General features: G+C 45.8%; 20 protein-coding genes. 19 read left to right on the forward strand and 1 reads right to left on the reverse strand.

Features of this window, described 5'->3' with window-relative positions; genetic code table 11:
* The first annotated feature begins 12 nt into the window (after positions 1-12).
* The 4 genes from ACVC9U_RS07220 (at position 13) to fni (ending at position 3381) form a co-directional block, all read left to right on the forward strand.
* A complete protein-coding gene (locus tag ACVC9U_RS07220) occupies positions 13-189 on the forward strand; it encodes a YpfB family protein (protein ID WP_023857462.1) in 177 nt (58 codons plus the stop codon).
* 80 nt (positions 190-269) lie between these two features.
* On the forward strand, positions 270-950 hold the full coding sequence (cmk, locus tag ACVC9U_RS07225; RefSeq protein ID WP_020451973.1) for a (d)CMP kinase: 681 nt from the start codon (positions 270-272) through the stop codon (positions 948-950).
* A gap of 217 nt (positions 951-1167) precedes the next feature.
* Positions 1168-2316, forward strand: a complete 1149-nt coding sequence (gene rpsA, locus ACVC9U_RS07230) for a 30S ribosomal protein S1 (RefSeq protein WP_441390416.1) — start codon at positions 1168-1170, stop codon at positions 2314-2316.
* Positions 2317-2331: 15 nt separating this feature from the next.
* Positions 2332-3381: a type 2 isopentenyl-diphosphate Delta-isomerase gene (gene fni / locus ACVC9U_RS07235; RefSeq protein WP_441390418.1), complete on the forward strand. Its 1050-nt coding sequence runs from the start codon at positions 2332-2334 to the stop codon at positions 3379-3381.
* 29 nt (positions 3382-3410) lie between these two features.
* Here fni and ACVC9U_RS07240 read toward each other — a convergent pair whose 3' ends face one another.
* Entirely contained in the window at positions 3411-3542 is a 132-nt protein-coding gene (locus ACVC9U_RS07240) for a YpzI family protein (protein ID WP_003183025.1), read from the reverse strand.
* Positions 3543-3614: 72 nt separating this feature from the next.
* On the opposite strand from ACVC9U_RS07240, the gene ACVC9U_RS07245 reads away from it, so the two are divergent.
* From ACVC9U_RS07245 to ndk, 15 genes are all read left to right on the forward strand, one after another.
* Positions 3615-4217 carry a YphA family membrane protein gene (locus tag ACVC9U_RS07245; RefSeq protein WP_441390420.1) on the forward strand — a complete coding sequence of 201 codons (603 nt, stop codon included), beginning with the start codon at positions 3615-3617 and terminating at the stop codon, positions 4215-4217.
* Entirely contained in the window at positions 4214-5113 is a 900-nt protein-coding gene (locus ACVC9U_RS07250; RefSeq protein ID WP_265626552.1) for a YIEGIA family protein, read from the forward strand. Before ACVC9U_RS07245 ends, ACVC9U_RS07250 begins: the two co-directional genes overlap by 4 nt.
* The gene (locus ACVC9U_RS07255; RefSeq protein ID WP_152847137.1) at positions 5110-5304 is read left to right on the forward strand and encodes a capping complex subunit for YIEGIA; all 195 of its coding nucleotides are present in this window, start codon (positions 5110-5112) and stop codon (positions 5302-5304) included. The genes ACVC9U_RS07250 and ACVC9U_RS07255 overlap by 4 nt, the downstream gene beginning before the upstream one ends.
* A gap of 162 nt (positions 5305-5466) precedes the next feature.
* The gene (gene der, locus ACVC9U_RS07260; RefSeq protein WP_020451968.1) at positions 5467-6777 is read left to right on the forward strand and encodes a ribosome biogenesis GTPase Der; all 1311 of its coding nucleotides are present in this window, start codon (positions 5467-5469) and stop codon (positions 6775-6777) included.
* A gap of 15 nt (positions 6778-6792) precedes the next feature.
* Complete coding sequence (locus tag ACVC9U_RS07265; RefSeq protein WP_145653163.1) at positions 6793-7833, forward strand: NAD(P)H-dependent glycerol-3-phosphate dehydrogenase; 1041 nt, start codon at positions 6793-6795, stop codon at positions 7831-7833.
* Between the two features lie 325 nt (positions 7834-8158).
* A complete protein-coding gene (locus ACVC9U_RS07270; protein WP_145653165.1) occupies positions 8159-8362 on the forward strand; it encodes a DUF2768 domain-containing protein in 204 nt (67 codons plus the stop codon).
* Between the two features lie 21 nt (positions 8363-8383).
* Positions 8384-9100, forward strand: coding sequence for a hypothetical protein (locus ACVC9U_RS07275; protein WP_145653167.1), 717 nt, complete (start codon positions 8384-8386; stop codon positions 9098-9100).
* 200 nt (positions 9101-9300) lie between these two features.
* A complete protein-coding gene (gene spoIVA, locus ACVC9U_RS07280; protein ID WP_020451964.1) occupies positions 9301-10779 on the forward strand; it encodes a stage IV sporulation protein A in 1479 nt (492 codons plus the stop codon).
* A gap of 416 nt (positions 10780-11195) precedes the next feature.
* Positions 11196-11474 (forward strand): non-specific DNA-binding protein Hbs, encoded by a 279-nt coding sequence (gene hbs / locus ACVC9U_RS07285; RefSeq protein WP_003183006.1) that lies wholly within the window; start codon positions 11196-11198, stop codon positions 11472-11474.
* Positions 11475-11683: 209 nt separating this feature from the next.
* Entirely contained in the window at positions 11684-12253 is a 570-nt protein-coding gene (folE, locus tag ACVC9U_RS07290) for a GTP cyclohydrolase I FolE (protein ID WP_020451963.1), read from the forward strand.
* Positions 12254-12280: 27 nt separating this feature from the next.
* Positions 12281-12511, forward strand: a complete 231-nt coding sequence (mtrB, locus tag ACVC9U_RS07295) for a trp RNA-binding attenuation protein MtrB (RefSeq protein ID WP_023857455.1) — start codon at positions 12281-12283, stop codon at positions 12509-12511.
* A gap of 143 nt (positions 12512-12654) precedes the next feature.
* The gene (locus tag ACVC9U_RS07300; RefSeq protein WP_145645742.1) at positions 12655-13431 is read left to right on the forward strand and encodes a heptaprenyl diphosphate synthase component 1; all 777 of its coding nucleotides are present in this window, start codon (positions 12655-12657) and stop codon (positions 13429-13431) included.
* A gap of 2 nt (positions 13432-13433) precedes the next feature.
* Positions 13434-14132 carry a demethylmenaquinone methyltransferase gene (locus tag ACVC9U_RS07305; RefSeq protein WP_145645740.1) on the forward strand — a complete coding sequence of 233 codons (699 nt, stop codon included), beginning with the start codon at positions 13434-13436 and terminating at the stop codon, positions 14130-14132.
* A gap of 29 nt (positions 14133-14161) precedes the next feature.
* Complete coding sequence (gene hepT / locus ACVC9U_RS07310; RefSeq protein WP_441390425.1) at positions 14162-15124, forward strand: heptaprenyl diphosphate synthase component II; 963 nt, start codon at positions 14162-14164, stop codon at positions 15122-15124.
* A 124-nt stretch (positions 15125-15248) separates the two neighbouring features.
* Positions 15249-15695: a nucleoside-diphosphate kinase gene (gene ndk / locus ACVC9U_RS07315; RefSeq protein ID WP_003182994.1), complete on the forward strand. Its 447-nt coding sequence runs from the start codon at positions 15249-15251 to the stop codon at positions 15693-15695.
* Positions 15696-15806: the final 111 nt, after the last annotated feature.

Consider the following 15806-nt stretch of genomic DNA (forward strand, 5'->3'; position numbering starts at 1 on the left):
CGGAGGAATGTTATGAAAACAATTGAACGGTTATTATTTAAGATTCTTGTCGTACAGGCGGTCATATTAATCAGCGTGCAGCTTCTTTTTCATTTCTCCAAGGCTGAGCCTTATCTGTCAAAAGTTGTGCAGTATGAAGGCGTGAACAACATGAAAATCGGCGAATGGATCGAGACATTTAAGCCGTAAATTCACGCTAAAATCTCCCCTTTTTCGCCTGATACATGATACAATCCTATAAGGAGTACCAGATAGCAAGGAGAGGAATTATGGAAAAGAAATTATGCATTGCAATAGACGGCCCTGCGGCAGCCGGAAAAAGCACCGTGGCTAAAATCGTGGCCGGAAAAAAGTCGTATATTTATATCGATACGGGTGCCATGTACAGGGCGATTACGTATTTAGCGCTGAAAAAGGGCGTCGATTTAAACGACGAAGCGGCTTTGACGGCCTTGTTAAAAGAATCTGCCATCGATCTCACGGTTTCGCCTGAAGGAGAGCAGAAGGTTTATATCGCAGGCGAAGATGTAACAGAGTCGATCCGCACGGATGACGTGAGCAACCAAGTTTCAATCGTCGCCAAACACGCCGGGATCCGCGAAGAAATGACGAAAAGGCAGCAGCAGCTGGCTGAAAAAGGCGGCGTCGTCATGGACGGCCGCGACATCGGAACCCACGTTCTCCCGAATGCGGAAGTGAAAATATTTCTTTTGGCGTCCGTTGAAGAGCGGGCAAAACGCCGCTTTGAAGAAAACGTCAAAAAAGGGTACAATGTAAACTATGAAACGCTTGCAGAAGAAATCCGGCGCCGCGACAAAATCGATTCAGAGCGCGAGATTTCGCCGTTGAAAAAAGCGGACGACGCGCTTGAAATCGACACGACTTCACTGACGATCGATGAGGTGGCCGAAAAAATCCTGCAGGTTGTAGACAAAAAGGCTCAAAAATAAAAAATCCGGGCAAATTACTTATTGTCTGCATGTTTTGACTTGACAAACACAGGCTTTTATTAGAAGTTAGTAATAATAAATCATGTTTTAGAACATTCAAATATCCATTTTTGAATGGTTCTTTAATACATATCGGCTGTCCGGATCGGATATCAATTCGTCCGGAATAACCGTTTTTACAAAAGCTGTGTAGGTTTGGACCAAGGAGGTTATTGAAATGACAGAGGAAATGAATAAAATTGATGTTCAAGTACCAGAGGTTGGAGATGTGGTGAAAGGTATTGTAACGAAAGTTGAGGACAAGCATGTTGATGTTGACATCCCCAACTGCAAGCAAATCGGAATTATCCCAATCAGTGAATTATCAAGTCTTCATGTTGAAAAAGCATCAGATGTCGTCAATGTAGACGATGAGCTTGAATTAAAAGTGACAAAAGTGGAAGACGATGCATTGATTTTATCAAAACGTGCTGTTGATGCAGACCGCGCTTGGGAAGACCTAGAGAAAAAGTTTGAGTCAAAAGAAGTGTTTGAAGCCGAAGTAAAAGACGTCGTCAAAGGCGGTCTGGTCGTCGATATCGGCGTGCGCGGATTCATTCCCGCATCGCTTGTAGAGGCGCATTTTGTTGAAGATTTTACAGATTATAAAGGAAAGACGCTTACTTTAATCGTCGTTGAGCTTGACAGAGATAAAAACCGCGTGATTTTATCACACCGTGCGGTTGTTGAAAAAGAGCAGTCGGAAAGAAAACAGGAGTTTCTTCAAACGCTGGAAGCCGGACAGGTGCTTGAAGGAAAAGTGCAGCGCCTGACAGACTTCGGTGCTTTCGTTGACATCGGCGGCATTGACGGTCTTGTTCACATCTCCCAGCTGTCGCATTCACACGTTGAAAAACCGTCAGACGTAGTCGAAGAAGGCCAGGATGTCAAAGTCAAAGTGCTGTCCGTTGACCGCGACAATGAGCGAATTTCGCTATCAATCAAAGAAACGCTTCCTGGGCCTTGGTCCAACATCGGCGAAAAAGTGAAGCCTGGAGACGTATTGGACGGAAAAGTCCAGCGCTTGGTGAGCTTCGGTGCATTTGTCGAAGTGCTGCCTGGAGTTGAAGGCCTCGTCCACATTTCGCAAATCTCGAACAAACACATCGGAACGCCTCATGAAGTCCTTGAGGAAGGCCAGGACGTTAAAGTGAAAGTTCTTGACGTCAACGAAGAAGAAGAGCGTATTTCTTTAAGCATGAAAGAGCTTGAAGAAAACACCGATAAAGCAGAGCAGGAAGATTACCGTCAATACCAGGCTAAGGAAGAGTCTTCAGGATTCCAGCTTGGTGAAATGATCGGAGACAAACTGAATAAATTAAAGTAAAATTTGGTGATGATGGTGACGCGAGCGAAAAGAAAAAAAGAACACATTGATCATGCCCTGTCCACCGGACAGAAACGTCAGACCGGGCTTGATGATATTACGTTTGTTCACGTCAGCCTTCCGGAAACGGAATTGTCACAAGTTGATACTTCAACCAAAATAGGCGAACTGTTTTTAAGTTCGCCTATTTTTATCAATGCGATGACAGGCGGGGGCGGGAAGGCGACGTTTGAGATCAACAGGGCTTTGGCGAGGGCGGCTGCACAAACGGGCATACCCGTTGCTGTCGGCTCGCAAATGTCCGCTTTGAAAGACCCTGATGAACGTCCTTCATACGAGATCGTCAGAAAAGAAAATCAGAAGGGTCTTGTATTCGCCAATTTGGGGAGCGAAGCGACGGTGGACCAGGCAAAGCGGGCGGTCGACATGATTGAAGCCGACATGCTTCAAATTCACCTCAATGTGATTCAGGAAATTGTCATGCCTGAAGGCGACCGCAGTTTTACAGGTCGCCTGCGCCGGATTGAAGACATCTGCCGAAATGTCAGCGTACCGGTCGCCGTAAAAGAAGTGGGCTTTGGCATGAGCAGGGACACCGCGGCCCGGCTTTTTAACGCCGGGGTTCAGGCGGTCGATGTCGGCGGTTTCGGAGGAACGAATTTTTCGAAAATCGAAAATTTGCGCAGGGATAAAGCGGTTCAGTTTTTCGATCAATGGGGCATATCGACAGCAGCCAGCCTGGCCGAAGTCAGCTCTCTGTTCAGCGATCAGCCGATTATCGCATCCGGAGGCATTCAAGATGCCCTTGATCTGGCCAAATCGATAGCGCTGGGTGCGTCTGCGGCGGGGATGGCGGGCTATTTTCTCCAAGTGCTGACAGCTTCGGGAGAAGAGGCGTTAGCCGCCGAAATCGAGAGCCTGATCGAAGATTTAAAAAGGATCATGACCGTCTTGGGGTGCCGGACGATTGAACAGTTGAAAAAAGCACCGCTCGTCATCAAGGGCGATACATATCATTGGCTGAAAGCGAGGGGTGTTGACCCCTTTGTTTACAGCAAGCGCTAAAAAAACCGGCTTCTCATGAGCCGGTTTTTTTACGGGTTTCGCTTCCGTGCGTCCTCCGCACTTTCGAGAGAGGCGGCCCCATTGTAGCTGATGGACTGGTCACGGTCGGATTCGGTTCGCTTCTGCTGTTTCAGCTTCTTTTCCTGCCTGTCTTTTCCCAACGCTGTTCCCTCCTTATCGCACGTTTAAAAAATCTCAAGTCACTCCATACTGAAAATGGAGGACGAAAACATATGGAAGAATTCTATTATTATTGGTCAATGTGGTTTTTATGGGTGTTAACGACTTTTATTCTTGAGAAAAACAGCTTTCGCTTTTATGCGTCAGCATTTATTTTGCTCAACATCATGTTAAGTATGTATCAGATTCAGCTCTTTCTGCATTTTAATGCTGCCTATTTGTCGTTTTATATAGGAGCTTTCATGCTGTGCGGTTATTTAAGGCTTCATAAAAGCGTCAAGCGGCTGCTGCTTCATTTGTCGATGGTGTCCGCCTACGGTTTTTTGTTTCTTTTTGCATTATATGACCCTGTTTGGTTTATCCTAAAGCCTGAATGGCTGATCATCATTCTGTTTGTCATCATGACGGCGGCTTTTGAAAGAAGCTTTGCCGCCCGTCTCGGGCTGTTTGTGCTCGGTACGTGCCAGGGGGAACTCTTGTATACGTTCGTCATCAGAAAGCTTTATGGAGACATTGCAGCCGGCGGTTATTCCTGGCTGTCAATGTGCGCTGCGGGGATCGTTCTCGTTTACGGAATCTCCCGGTATGAACGGCTGATGCATCAGGTCTATCACAAATGGAAACGATTGAATAAAGGAGCAGCAAAAATGTCATGAGCCAATATACTTATCCGATTATCTTGGGAATTATCGCCGGTATTGTTGTCAGAGTGTACATGCTCCGAACCGACTACCGCCAGTACCCCACATATCTTCATGGGAAAACGATACATATTGCGCTGGCTTTGATCGCTGCCAGCATTGGAGCGATCATTATTCCGTCGATCTTAAAATCGGATTATACAGCGATTACGTTTTTAACGCTGGCTGCAACCCAATTCAGGGATGTCCGGAATATGGAACGCGAAACATTGACGCAGCTTGACGGCTATGAACTCGTTTCAAGAGGCAGCACGTATATCGAAGGAATTGCGATCGCCTTTGAAAGCAGAAATTACATTGTCATATTCACATCGCTCCTGACGACCCTCGCATACATTCTGTTTTCATCGGTATGGGCAGGCCTTGCTGCAGCTTTCATCTGTTTTATCTTGGGCAGGATCTTAATGTCCGGAAGCTTTATTAAGGACATCGTCGATATAGAATATAAAAAGCCTCATTTTGACGGGGCCGGCCTTTATGTCGACAATATTTACATTATGAATATCGGGCTTCCCGAAAAACAGAAGCTGATTTTGGAACACGGCATGGGTTTTATTTTAAAACCGAAAAATTTTAATTCCGCAGTAACCATTGCCAATCTCGGGCAAAGGCAAGCGATTTTATTCGACGTTTCCAATGTGCTCGGCGTGTACCGGGATTCTGGAGAACCCTCTCTTTCGCCGCTGGCGAAAAGGGATTTGAATGACGGGCGGGTCGCGGTTTTTGTCCTTCCGGTCATCAAGGACAAAGAGACGGCGATCAGGGTGATCGGCGATGTTCCGACGCTGGAAAACGCCATCCGCATACCGATGGAATTTATTAAAGAAAAGCACAGCAAGGTGATAAAATGAGCGAATCAATCGAAAATTTCATTCTCGCCGTCGTCACAACAAGGCGCGACCGGGTGATTGGTGGGACGGCTGCATTTTTCTGCGACACCCCCGAGGAAATGAACACGTACGCGAAAAACCTTGAAGCCATTCTCGACGGAATCGCCCACGGAATAGGAGATGACCTTTATTTGATTGTGAAACATTTTTAATTACAGTTGTGATCTCTTTAGAAATTGATATAATATATGAGTTAAGCCCTTCTGCATGGAATAAGAAGGGTTTCTTTCTTCAAACTGATTTTTTGAAAAGAGAAACAAATGATGATTCATTTAAAGATGGAAAAGCTTTACTGAATTGAAAGGAAGGGTACTATGGGAAAACCTGTCGTAGCCATAGTTGGAAGACCCAATGTGGGAAAGTCCACGATCTTTAACAGGATCGCGGGCGAAAGAATTTCGATTGTGGAAGATACACCTGGCGTGACGCGGGATCGGATATACAGCTCTGCCGAGTGGCTGAATCACGACTTCAACCTGATTGATACAGGCGGAATCGAAGTCGGCGATGAGCCGTTTTTGGCGCAGATTCGCCATCAGGCCGAGATCGCCATGGAAGAAGCAGATGTGATTATTTTCATGACGAACGGCCGCGAAGGCGTTACGGCCGCTGATGAAGAAGTGGCAAAAATTTTATACCGTACAAAAAAACCCGTCGTTCTGGCGGTTAATAAAGTGGATAATCCTGAAATGAGAGCAAACATTTACGATTTTTATGCCCTCGGCTTTGGCGAGCCGTACCCGATTTCAGGGACGCACGGCCTCGGTCTCGGCGATCTGCTTGACGCGGTCAGCGAACATTTTAAAAACATACCCGAAACGAAGTATGAGGATGAGGTCGTTCAATTTTGCCTCATCGGCCGGCCGAACGTCGGAAAGTCCTCTCTTGTAAACGCCATGCTTGGAGAAGAGCGCGTGATCGTCAGCAATATTGCGGGAACAACGCGCGACGCCATTGACACGAGGTTTACATACAATCAAAGAGACTTTGTCATCGTTGATACAGCCGGGATGAGAAAAAAGGGAAAAGTGTATGAGGCAACTGAAAAATATAGTGTCCTCCGGGCTTTAAAGGCGATCGACCGCTCAGAAGTCGTCTGCGTCGTCTTGGACGGCGAAGAAGGCATCATCGAGCAGGACAAGCGGATTGCCGGCTATGCGCATGAAGCCGGAAAAGCCGTCGTCATCGTCGTAAACAAATGGGATGCAGTCGAAAAAGACGAGCGGACGATGAAAGAATTCGAAGAAAAGGTTAGAGACCACTTTCAATTTTTGGACTACGCGCCTGTTTTGTTTATGTCCGCTTTGACGAAAAAGCGCATCCATACGCTGATGCCTGCAGTCATGACGGCAAGCGAAAACCATTCGATGAGGGTGCAGACCAATATTCTTAATGATATCATTATGGATGCAGTGGCTATGAACCCGACGCCGACGCATAATGGCAATCGCTTAAAAATTTATTATGCGACACAAGTGGCTGTGAAGCCGCCGACATTTGTCGTATTTGTCAATGATCCTGAGCTGATGCATTTTTCTTACGAACGCTTTTTGGAAAACCGGATACGCGACGCCTTCGGATTTGAAGGAACACCAATCAAGATTTTCGCAAGAGCAAGAAAATAAAGAGGTGTAGTAAAAATGACAAAAGTATCGATTTTGGGAGCCGGAAGCTGGGGAACAGCCTTGGCGCTCGTTTTGGCGGACAACCAGTACGATGTGTGCATTTGGGGCCATCGTGAAGAACTGATTCAGCAAATCAATGAACACCATGAAAACAAAGATTATCTGCCGGGTGTCAAACTTTCTGAAAACGTGCATGCCACAACAGATCTCGAAGCTGCAGTGGCCGATGTCAGGACGATCATCGTCGCCGTTCCGACAAAAGCGATCCGCGAAGTTCTCGCACAGGCTGTTTCCTTCATCGACCAAAAGGCGATTTTTGTACATGTTTCAAAAGGAATTGAGCCTGACACACTGCTTCGCATTTCTGAAATGATGAAAGAAGAAATTCCGGCTGAATTAAGGGAGGACATCGTCGTTCTGTCCGGACCGAGCCATGCGGAAGAAGTCGGTTTAAGACACCCGACGACGGTAACCGTATCTGCCGACAGCAGCATTGAATCGGCACAGGCGATCCAGGATATGTTTATGAATCAGAATTTCCGCGTGTATACCAATCCGGATATGATCGGCGTAGAGATCGGCGGCGCCCTGAAAAACGTCATTGCGCTTGCCGCGGGCATTACAGACGGTTTGGGATACGGAGATAATGCGAAGGCCGCGCTGATTACAAGGGGCTTGGCAGAAATCGCCCGACTCGGCACGAAAATGGGCGGAAACCCGCTGACATTCTCGGGGCTTACGGGAATCGGGGATTTGATCGTCACCTGCACGAGCGTCCATTCACGAAATTGGCGAGCCGGTAATATGCTGGGTAAAGGCTTCAAACTGGATGAAGTTCTGAAAGAAATGGGGATGGTCGTTGAGGGGGTCCGCACGACAAAAGCCGCTTATCAGCTTTCAAAGAAATTTGATGTGAAAATGCCGATCACCGAAGCATTGCACAAAGTATTGTTTGACGGCGAAAAAGTTGAGACGGCAGTCGAATCATTGATGGCGAGAGTCAAAACGCACGAAATGGAAGATCTTGTGAACACATTCGAAAATCAAATGAAATGACCCCCCCATCACCAACTGCTTTTATACTCTCCTCTAAGTTCGTTTAAAAAAACCGAAACATTTTGGAGACTTAGGCAAGAGAGGATACATTTGTCCGAAGACTTGCATAAAATAGAATCGAAGTCTGGAAGAGCTGTATCTTACCAATTGGGTTATATAGTCACAATCGTTATGCCTGAAGCAAAGCCCCCCTCTTTGCTTCAGGTTTTTTTTGCGCCTTTTTCCGTTTCGAAATATTGGAAAAGCTGTTGAACTTCTGGTTTTTCTTATATAAAATGAAATATAACGCTTACATCACAAGAAAAGGTAGAAGGAGGGCTTCAATGTGAATGTCGGTCTGTTAAAAATGTGGTTTGCCTTGGGATCAATGGGCCTGATGTTCTTAGCGGTGATTGCCATATACATAAGCAGATATAAATTTAAAAACCGTTTTTTAAAAGTGATCACGTCGTTCGTCGCCTATACATGTATGCTCATCTCCGGCGTGATCGTCTTTTTTGTCGTCTTCAGCGGTCCCGTCAACGAATAATGCATAAAAAGGAAGATTCATATGAAAATCGTAAACGCACTGCTTGCAACTGTATTGACCGCAATCATGTTAAGCGGCTGTTTGTACCCTGAAGAAAGAAAGGCGAAAAACAGCGTGCCGTATCAGCACCAGCTCAAAGAAGTGCAGGCGGCCGTTGATGAATTCAGGGAGGCGACGGGAGGGCTTCTGCCGATTAAGACAAGGGATATGAGCGTTCCAATCTATCAAAAATACCCTATCGATTTTAACAGGCTGTCCCCCCGGTATATGGCTGAGCCGCCGGGCACTTCCTATGAAAGCGGCGGAGAGTACTTGTATGTTCTTGTCGATGTAGAAAAAAAGCCGACGGTCAAGCTCATTGATGTAAAAATGTCGGAAATGATCAGGGAGTTAAAGCTTCGGGTCGAAATGTATAAAGATCAGCACAAGTATCCGCCGTATAAAAAAGTCGTATCCAATCACTTATTCATGCTTGACCATGAAAAGCTCGGACTGAAAGAGGCGCCTTCTGTCACGAGTCCGCTTTCGGGCACCTCGCTGCCGCTTCTCGTCGATGAAAAAGGCGACATTAAAGTGGATTACCGGATGGATTTAGCCAACCTGATGAAGAAATCGAAAAAAACGGTAAAGCCGGGTGAGGAAATTCAGGATTTGATGTGGGAAGAGACGCCTTTTGTTCCGGCGTTTTCGGTAAAGTATACAGTGAATGACAAACAGGAACCTGTTTTTCTCGAATAGATATCGGTCAAAATGCAAGTATCAGTCATGAACCTTTCTCCTCAGCATACAATGAGGAGAAAGGTTTTTTCATGTATGCCGAAAAAATTTCCCTAAGCTGTCATATTGAAATAGGACAACGTCATACACTATAGTGTCCTGTTTTTGATTGATGAAGAAGTAAAAAATTGAAAAGGATTGGAAGTCCGGGAGGGGATCACTTGGAAAAGGTCGATATTTTCAAGGATATCGCTGAACGAACAGGAGGCGATATATACTTAGGTGTCGTAGGAGCTGTACGTACAGGAAAATCTACGTTTATCAAAAAATTTATGGAGCTAGTGGTGCTCCCGAATATCAACAATGAAGCAGACCGGGCGCGCGCACAAGATGAGCTCCCCCAAAGTGCCGCTGGCAAAACCATTATGACAACTGAACCGAAGTTTGTTCCGAATCAGGCAATGTCAGTTCATGTCAGTGACGGACTCGATGTGAATATAAGGCTTGTCGACTGTGTCGGCTATACTGTACCCGGAGCAAAGGGATACGAGGATGAAAACGGGCCGAGAATGATCAACACTCCTTGGTATGAAGAGCCGATTCCGTTTCACGAAGCTGCCGAAATCGGCACGAGAAAAGTCATCCAGGAGCACTCCACCATCGGTGTTGTCATTACGACTGACGGCACGATTGGAGAAATCGCCAGACAGGATTATATCGAGGCTGAAGAACGGGTGATTGATGAGTTAAAAGAGGTTGGAAAACCGTTCATCATGGTCATCAATTCCGTAAGGCCGTACCATCCGGAAACGGAAGCGCTCAGGCAAGAGCTGATGGAGAAATACGACATTCCGGTGCTGGCGATGAGCGTTGAAAGCATGAGGGAAGCGGACGTTCTGAGCGTTCTCAGAGAAGCGCTTTACGAATTCCCTGTACTCGAAGTCAACGTCAACCTTCCAAGCTGGGTGATGGTATTAAAAGAGAATCATTGGCTCAGGGAAAACTATCAAGATTCCGTTAAAGAAACCGTCAAAGATATTAAAAGACTGAGAGATGTCGACCGCGTCGTCGGCCACTTCAGCGAATTTGATTTTATCGAGCGCGCCAGCCTCGCCGGAATAGAAATGGGCCAGGGGATCGCCGAAATCGATTTGTACGCGCCGGATTACCTGTACGATGAAATTTTGAGGGAAGTCGTCGGCGTAGAAATCAGAGGAAAGGATCACCTCCTTCAGCTCATGCAGGATTTTGCTCATGCCAAGACCGAATATGATCAAGTATCAGATGCGTTGAAAATGGTGAAACAAACCGGCTATGGAATCGCTGCTCCTGCATTAACCGATATGAGCCTTGATGAACCGGAAATCATCAGGCAGGGGTCTAGATTCGGAGTCCGGCTGAAAGCGGTGGCGCCGTCGATTCATATGATCAAAGTCGATGTGGAGAGCGAGTTTGCGCCAATCATCGGAACGGAGAAGCAGAGCGAAGAGCTTGTCCGCTATTTAATGCAGGACTTTGAGGATGATCCGCTGTCAATCTGGAATTCCGACATTTTCGGAAGGAGCCTGAGCTCCATCGTCAGAGAAGGGATTCAAGCGAAGCTGTCACTCATGCCTGAAAATGCAAGATATAAGCTGAAGGAGACGCTCGAGCGCATCATCAATGAAGGCTCAGGCGGCTTGATTGCGATCATCTTATAAAAGGGAAGGCCTCTTATCATACGGGAGGTCTTTTTTTATGTCTGAAACAGGCTGAACAGGCGCCGTGAAAGGGATTGAGGCGGCAAGGGCAAGCGGCTGGAAATATAGGAAAGATTATGATTAAAAAAGGAAAAACAGGAATATTTGTTCGTTTCATTCTGCTTAAACCTTGACGAATAAGGGCTCATCGCTTTAAAATGCTTGATATGGTTATTCAGATGTGTTAATCTACATACAGAAAATCTTCACTTTACTGGACAAACGTTCCTCTCAAAGTGAAATTTTCACTGAAAGCCGTGAAATGCCTTTTCTATATTTATTTGAAATTTCTGTTCAAACAGGTATAGAAACAGGTTGAACTGTGAAGAAATGATGATAATCTATTGTTTGATACCTTTTGGGAGGAGGTGAAAGGCATGAACAAGACAGAACTAATCAATGCGGTTGCAGAAGCAAGCGAACTATCTAAAAAAGACGCTACTAAAGCAGTTGATTCTGTTTTTGATACAATTTTAGATGCACTTAAAAACGGTGAAAAAATTCAATTGATCGGTTTTGGTAACTTTGAGGTTCGTGAGCGCTCAGCTCGTAAAGGACGCAATCCTCAAACAGGTGAAGAAATCGAAATCCCTGCAAGCAAAGTACCTGCTTTCAAACCAGGTAAAGCGCTTAAAGACGCTGTAGCAGGAAAATAATTGTATGTATATATGCCGTTTTCGCGCGTAATACATACCATGTTGTTTCTTCACAGGAAAGCCCCTTTTCAAAGGGGCTTTTCATAATTTTAAGGCTTTTTTTCAGACGGAAAACATTTTGCCGGTAAAAAACCTTTCATTTTGCTTTTATAAGCTGAAGTGTGCTAGAATCTGAATTAAATGTATGCGTTTCTGGAGGATATAAAACAATGAGAGAAATCAACAAAGAACAAATTGAACAAGCTGTCCGGCAAATATTGGAGGCGATCGGAGAAGATCCGAACCGTGAAGGCCTTCTTGATACACCGAAAAGAGTCGCGAAAATGTACGCCGAAGTATTTGCGGGGTTAAACGAAGATCCGAAAGAGCATTTCAAAACGATTTTCGGCGAGGATCACGAAGAGCTTGTTCTTGTTAAAGATATTCCCTTTTACTCAATGTGTGAGCACCATTTAGTCCCTTTCTACGGGAAAGCCCATGTAGCCTATATCCCTAAAGGGGGAAAAGTGACAGGGCTCAGCAAATTGGCGAGAGCCGTTGAAGCGGTGGCAAAGCGCCCGCAGCTGCAGGAGCGGATTACGTCAACAATCGCCGACAGCATTGTTGAAACGCTGACTCCGCACGGTGTCATGGTTGTTGTTGAAGCCGAGCACATGTGCATGACGATGCGCGGCGTGAAAAAGCCGGGTTCAAAAACTGTCACTTCAGCCGTAAGAGGAACGTTTAGACAAGATGTAGCCGCTCGCTCTGAGGTGTTGGAGCTTATCAAAACATCATGATTAAAATTGAGAAGGTGTGCGATGAACATGACCAATAATCAATCGAATGATTTTGTCGTTATCAAAGCCGTCGAAGACGGCGTCAACGTGATCGGCCTGACGAGGGGCACGGACACAAGATTTCATCATTCAGAAAAGCTTGATAAAGGAGAGGTGATGATCTGCCAGTTTACCGAGCACACCTCTGCGATCAAGATCCGGGGCGAGGCCCTGATTCAGACGGCAAACGGCGAGATGAAAAGCGAGTCGAAAAAATAGAAAGCCGGCCTTTTATGGCCGTTTGCGTGGCATAAGACAATATCTTTCAACATATTATGGTATAATTAAACTTTCTCCGCTCAAAAAAGATACATAATCAATCAAAAAGAAAAACTGCGAATTTTGGGACAAGGGTGATATCTTTGCAAGACATCTACGGACAATTATCTTATTTGAAAATCAAGCTGAATCAAAAGCTTTCACATCCATATTTGGCGAAGCATTTGACTGCGCCGAAAGTTGATGAGGATAAGCTGTTTCTTTTCTACGCTCTGTTTGAGGAAACGGATTTAAAAGAAGCTGACAAGGAAAGTTACATCTTAACGGCGATGCTTGTTCAAACAGCCCTTGATACCCATGATGAAGTTACGACCGCAGCTTCAATTAAGCAGGACGACTATAAAAACCGCCAGCTGACCGTATTGGCCGGTGATTATTTCAGCGGCATGTACTACTCGCTGTTATCGGGTATGAAGGATATTTATATGATTCGGACGCTCGCTGCGGCCATCAAAGAAATAAACGAACATAAAATCAGGCTTTATGACCATTCCGCGAAAGATGCGGACAGTCTGAAAAAAAGCGTCAGCATAGTGGAAGCTGCACTTTTTCACCATCTCGCCGACCACTTTTACCTGCCTCACTGGAAAACAGCCGCCAATGACTTTCTTGTGTTTAAAAGGTTTGCGGCCGAAGAAAAAGCTTCAGATTCCCGGCTGCTGGAGACGATCATACAGAAAGAGTTTCCGGAAGACCAGGCTTCATGCGGACAGCTGGCTGCAGCGGCTTATGAAGAAGCCAAGCTTGCGATCAACCAGTCACTTGCTGCAAAGCCCGCCGTCCAAAAATGGCTTCTGAAACGGCTGCAGGAAATTCGGCCTGAAAAACGAACTTATCATCAGAAAGTGGAAGAAGGGTAATCATGGTGCAGTCAAAAGAACAGCGCGTACACGGCGTGTTTGAAAAGATTTATAAAAATTACGACCAGATGAACTCCGTCATCAGCTTTAAACAGCATAAAAAATGGCGCGACAAAACGATGCAGCTCATGAACGTACCAAAAGGAGCCAAAGCGCTTGACGTCTGCTGCGGGACGGGCGACTGGACAATCGCGCTCGCTGATGCGGCCGGAGAGACAGGGGAAATCAAGGGCCTTGATTTCAGCAAAAACATGCTGAGCATCGCCGAACAAAAGACCGACAGCTACAGCCAGATCGAATTGATCCACGGCAACGCGATGGAACTGCCCTTCCCGGACAATACGTTCGACTATGTCACCATCGGCTTCGGGCTTCGCAATGTTCCCGACTATTTAACCGTATTAAAAGAGATGGCGCGCGTGGTAAAACCCGGCGGCCAGGTTGTATGCCTTGAGACGTCCCAGCCTGAAATGTTCGGGTTCAAACAGCTGTACTTCCTGTACTTCCGTTTTATTATGCCCATGTTTGGAAAGCTCTTTGCCAAAAGCTTTAAGGAGTATTCATGGCTTCAGGAATCGGCCAGGGAATTTCCTGGTATGAAAGAGCTTGCCGCATTGTTTGAAGAGGCTGGATTAGAAAATGTTCAATATCATCCGTTCACAGGCGGCGTAGCGGCTACACATGTCGGCTGGAAGCGATGATGACTACAGAAATACTCGGGTGAATCGATATGAAATTGACAACGTTTTATTCTTTTTTGAATGACGATATTGAATTAATAGAAAAAGAGCTTGAAAAGACCGTGCACTCCGACTATCCATTGCTCAGTGAAGCGAGCCTGCATTTGCTGCAGGCCGGAGGCAAGCGGATTCGTCCTGTGTTTGTCCTGCTTTCCGGCATGTTCGGTGAATACGATATCAACAAAATTAAAAATGTCGCTGTTTCATTGGAATTGATACATATGGCTTCGCTCGTACACGACGATGTCATCGATGATGCGGAGCTTAGAAGGGGACAGCCGACAATCAAGGCGAAGTGGGATAACCGGATTGCAATGTACACAGGTGATTATTTGTTCGCTCGCTCACTTGAAGCGATGACGAAAATAAACGAACCGAAAGCCCATGAAATCTTGTCCAAGGCGATTGTCGAAGTCTGTCTTGGAGAAATTGAACAAATCAAAGATAAATATAATATGGAGCAAAACCTCAGAACCTATTTGAGGAGAATCAGGCGCAAGACAGCCCTTCTGATCGCATCGAGCTGCCAGCTTGGCGCCATTGTTGCCGGCGCGGGTGAAAACATTCACAAAACGTTGTACTGGTTTGGCTATTACGTCGGCATGTCCTATCAAATTATTGATGACATCCTCGATTTCACCTCAAGCGAAAAAGAGCTTGGCAAGCCTGTGGGCAGTGATCTGCTTCAGGGGAATGTCACGCTTCCCGTATTATATGCACTGAAATCGCCTGAATTAAAAGCGCGTCTGATGCTGGTCAACAGTGAAACGACACCGGAACAGATCAAACCAGTGATCGAAGAACTGAAGAAAACCGATGCCATAGAACATTCGTTCAGAGTCAGCGAAATGTATTTAAATAAGGCGTTCGCACTGCTTGAAACGCTCCCGAAGAACCGGGCGCGGACGGCGCTGGGCCAAATTGCGAAATACATCGGCAAACGAAAGTTCTAAAAAACGTCAAATGAGTCGAAAGTATGAATATTCTCCACCCTTTATTGATTAATTGTTTGAAAAATGCTATATTTCTGTTGTAGTGTTGAAAGCCTATACATATTAGCGGGGTGGAGAATCGACTATGGAAAAAACCTTTGTGATGGTAAAACCTGACGGCGTTCAGCGTCAGTTGATCGGCGAAATTTTGTTAAGATTCGAACGTAAGGGCTTACAATTAATCGGAGCCAAGCTGATGAAGGTCTCAGAAGAGACGGCAGGCGAGCATTATAAAGAACATAACGGCAAACCGTTTTTCGGCGAGCTTGTCGACTTTATTACTTCAGGCCCGGTATTCGCCATGGTGTGGGAAGGCGAGGACGCAATCGCGGTCGCCAGACAGCTGATCGGGAAGACGAACCCTAAGGAAGCGCTCCCGGGTACAATTCGCGGAGACTTCGGCATGTTTGTCGGAAAAAATATCATTCACGGTTCAGATTCTCCTGAAAGTGCAGCACGCGAAATCAACTTGTTTTTTAAAGAAGACGAACTTGTTGAAGACGAGAAGTTAATGAATCAATGGATTTACTAAAAATCAGCTGAAAAGCTGATTTTTTTATATGGATCAGAGTGGCTGCCGCCGGGCAGGCTTTTTTCTTTTTAAAGATACAAATTTAAAAGAAAACAAGCTATAATTGTACTC

Source organism: Bacillus sp. GM2 (assembly GCF_056155945.1).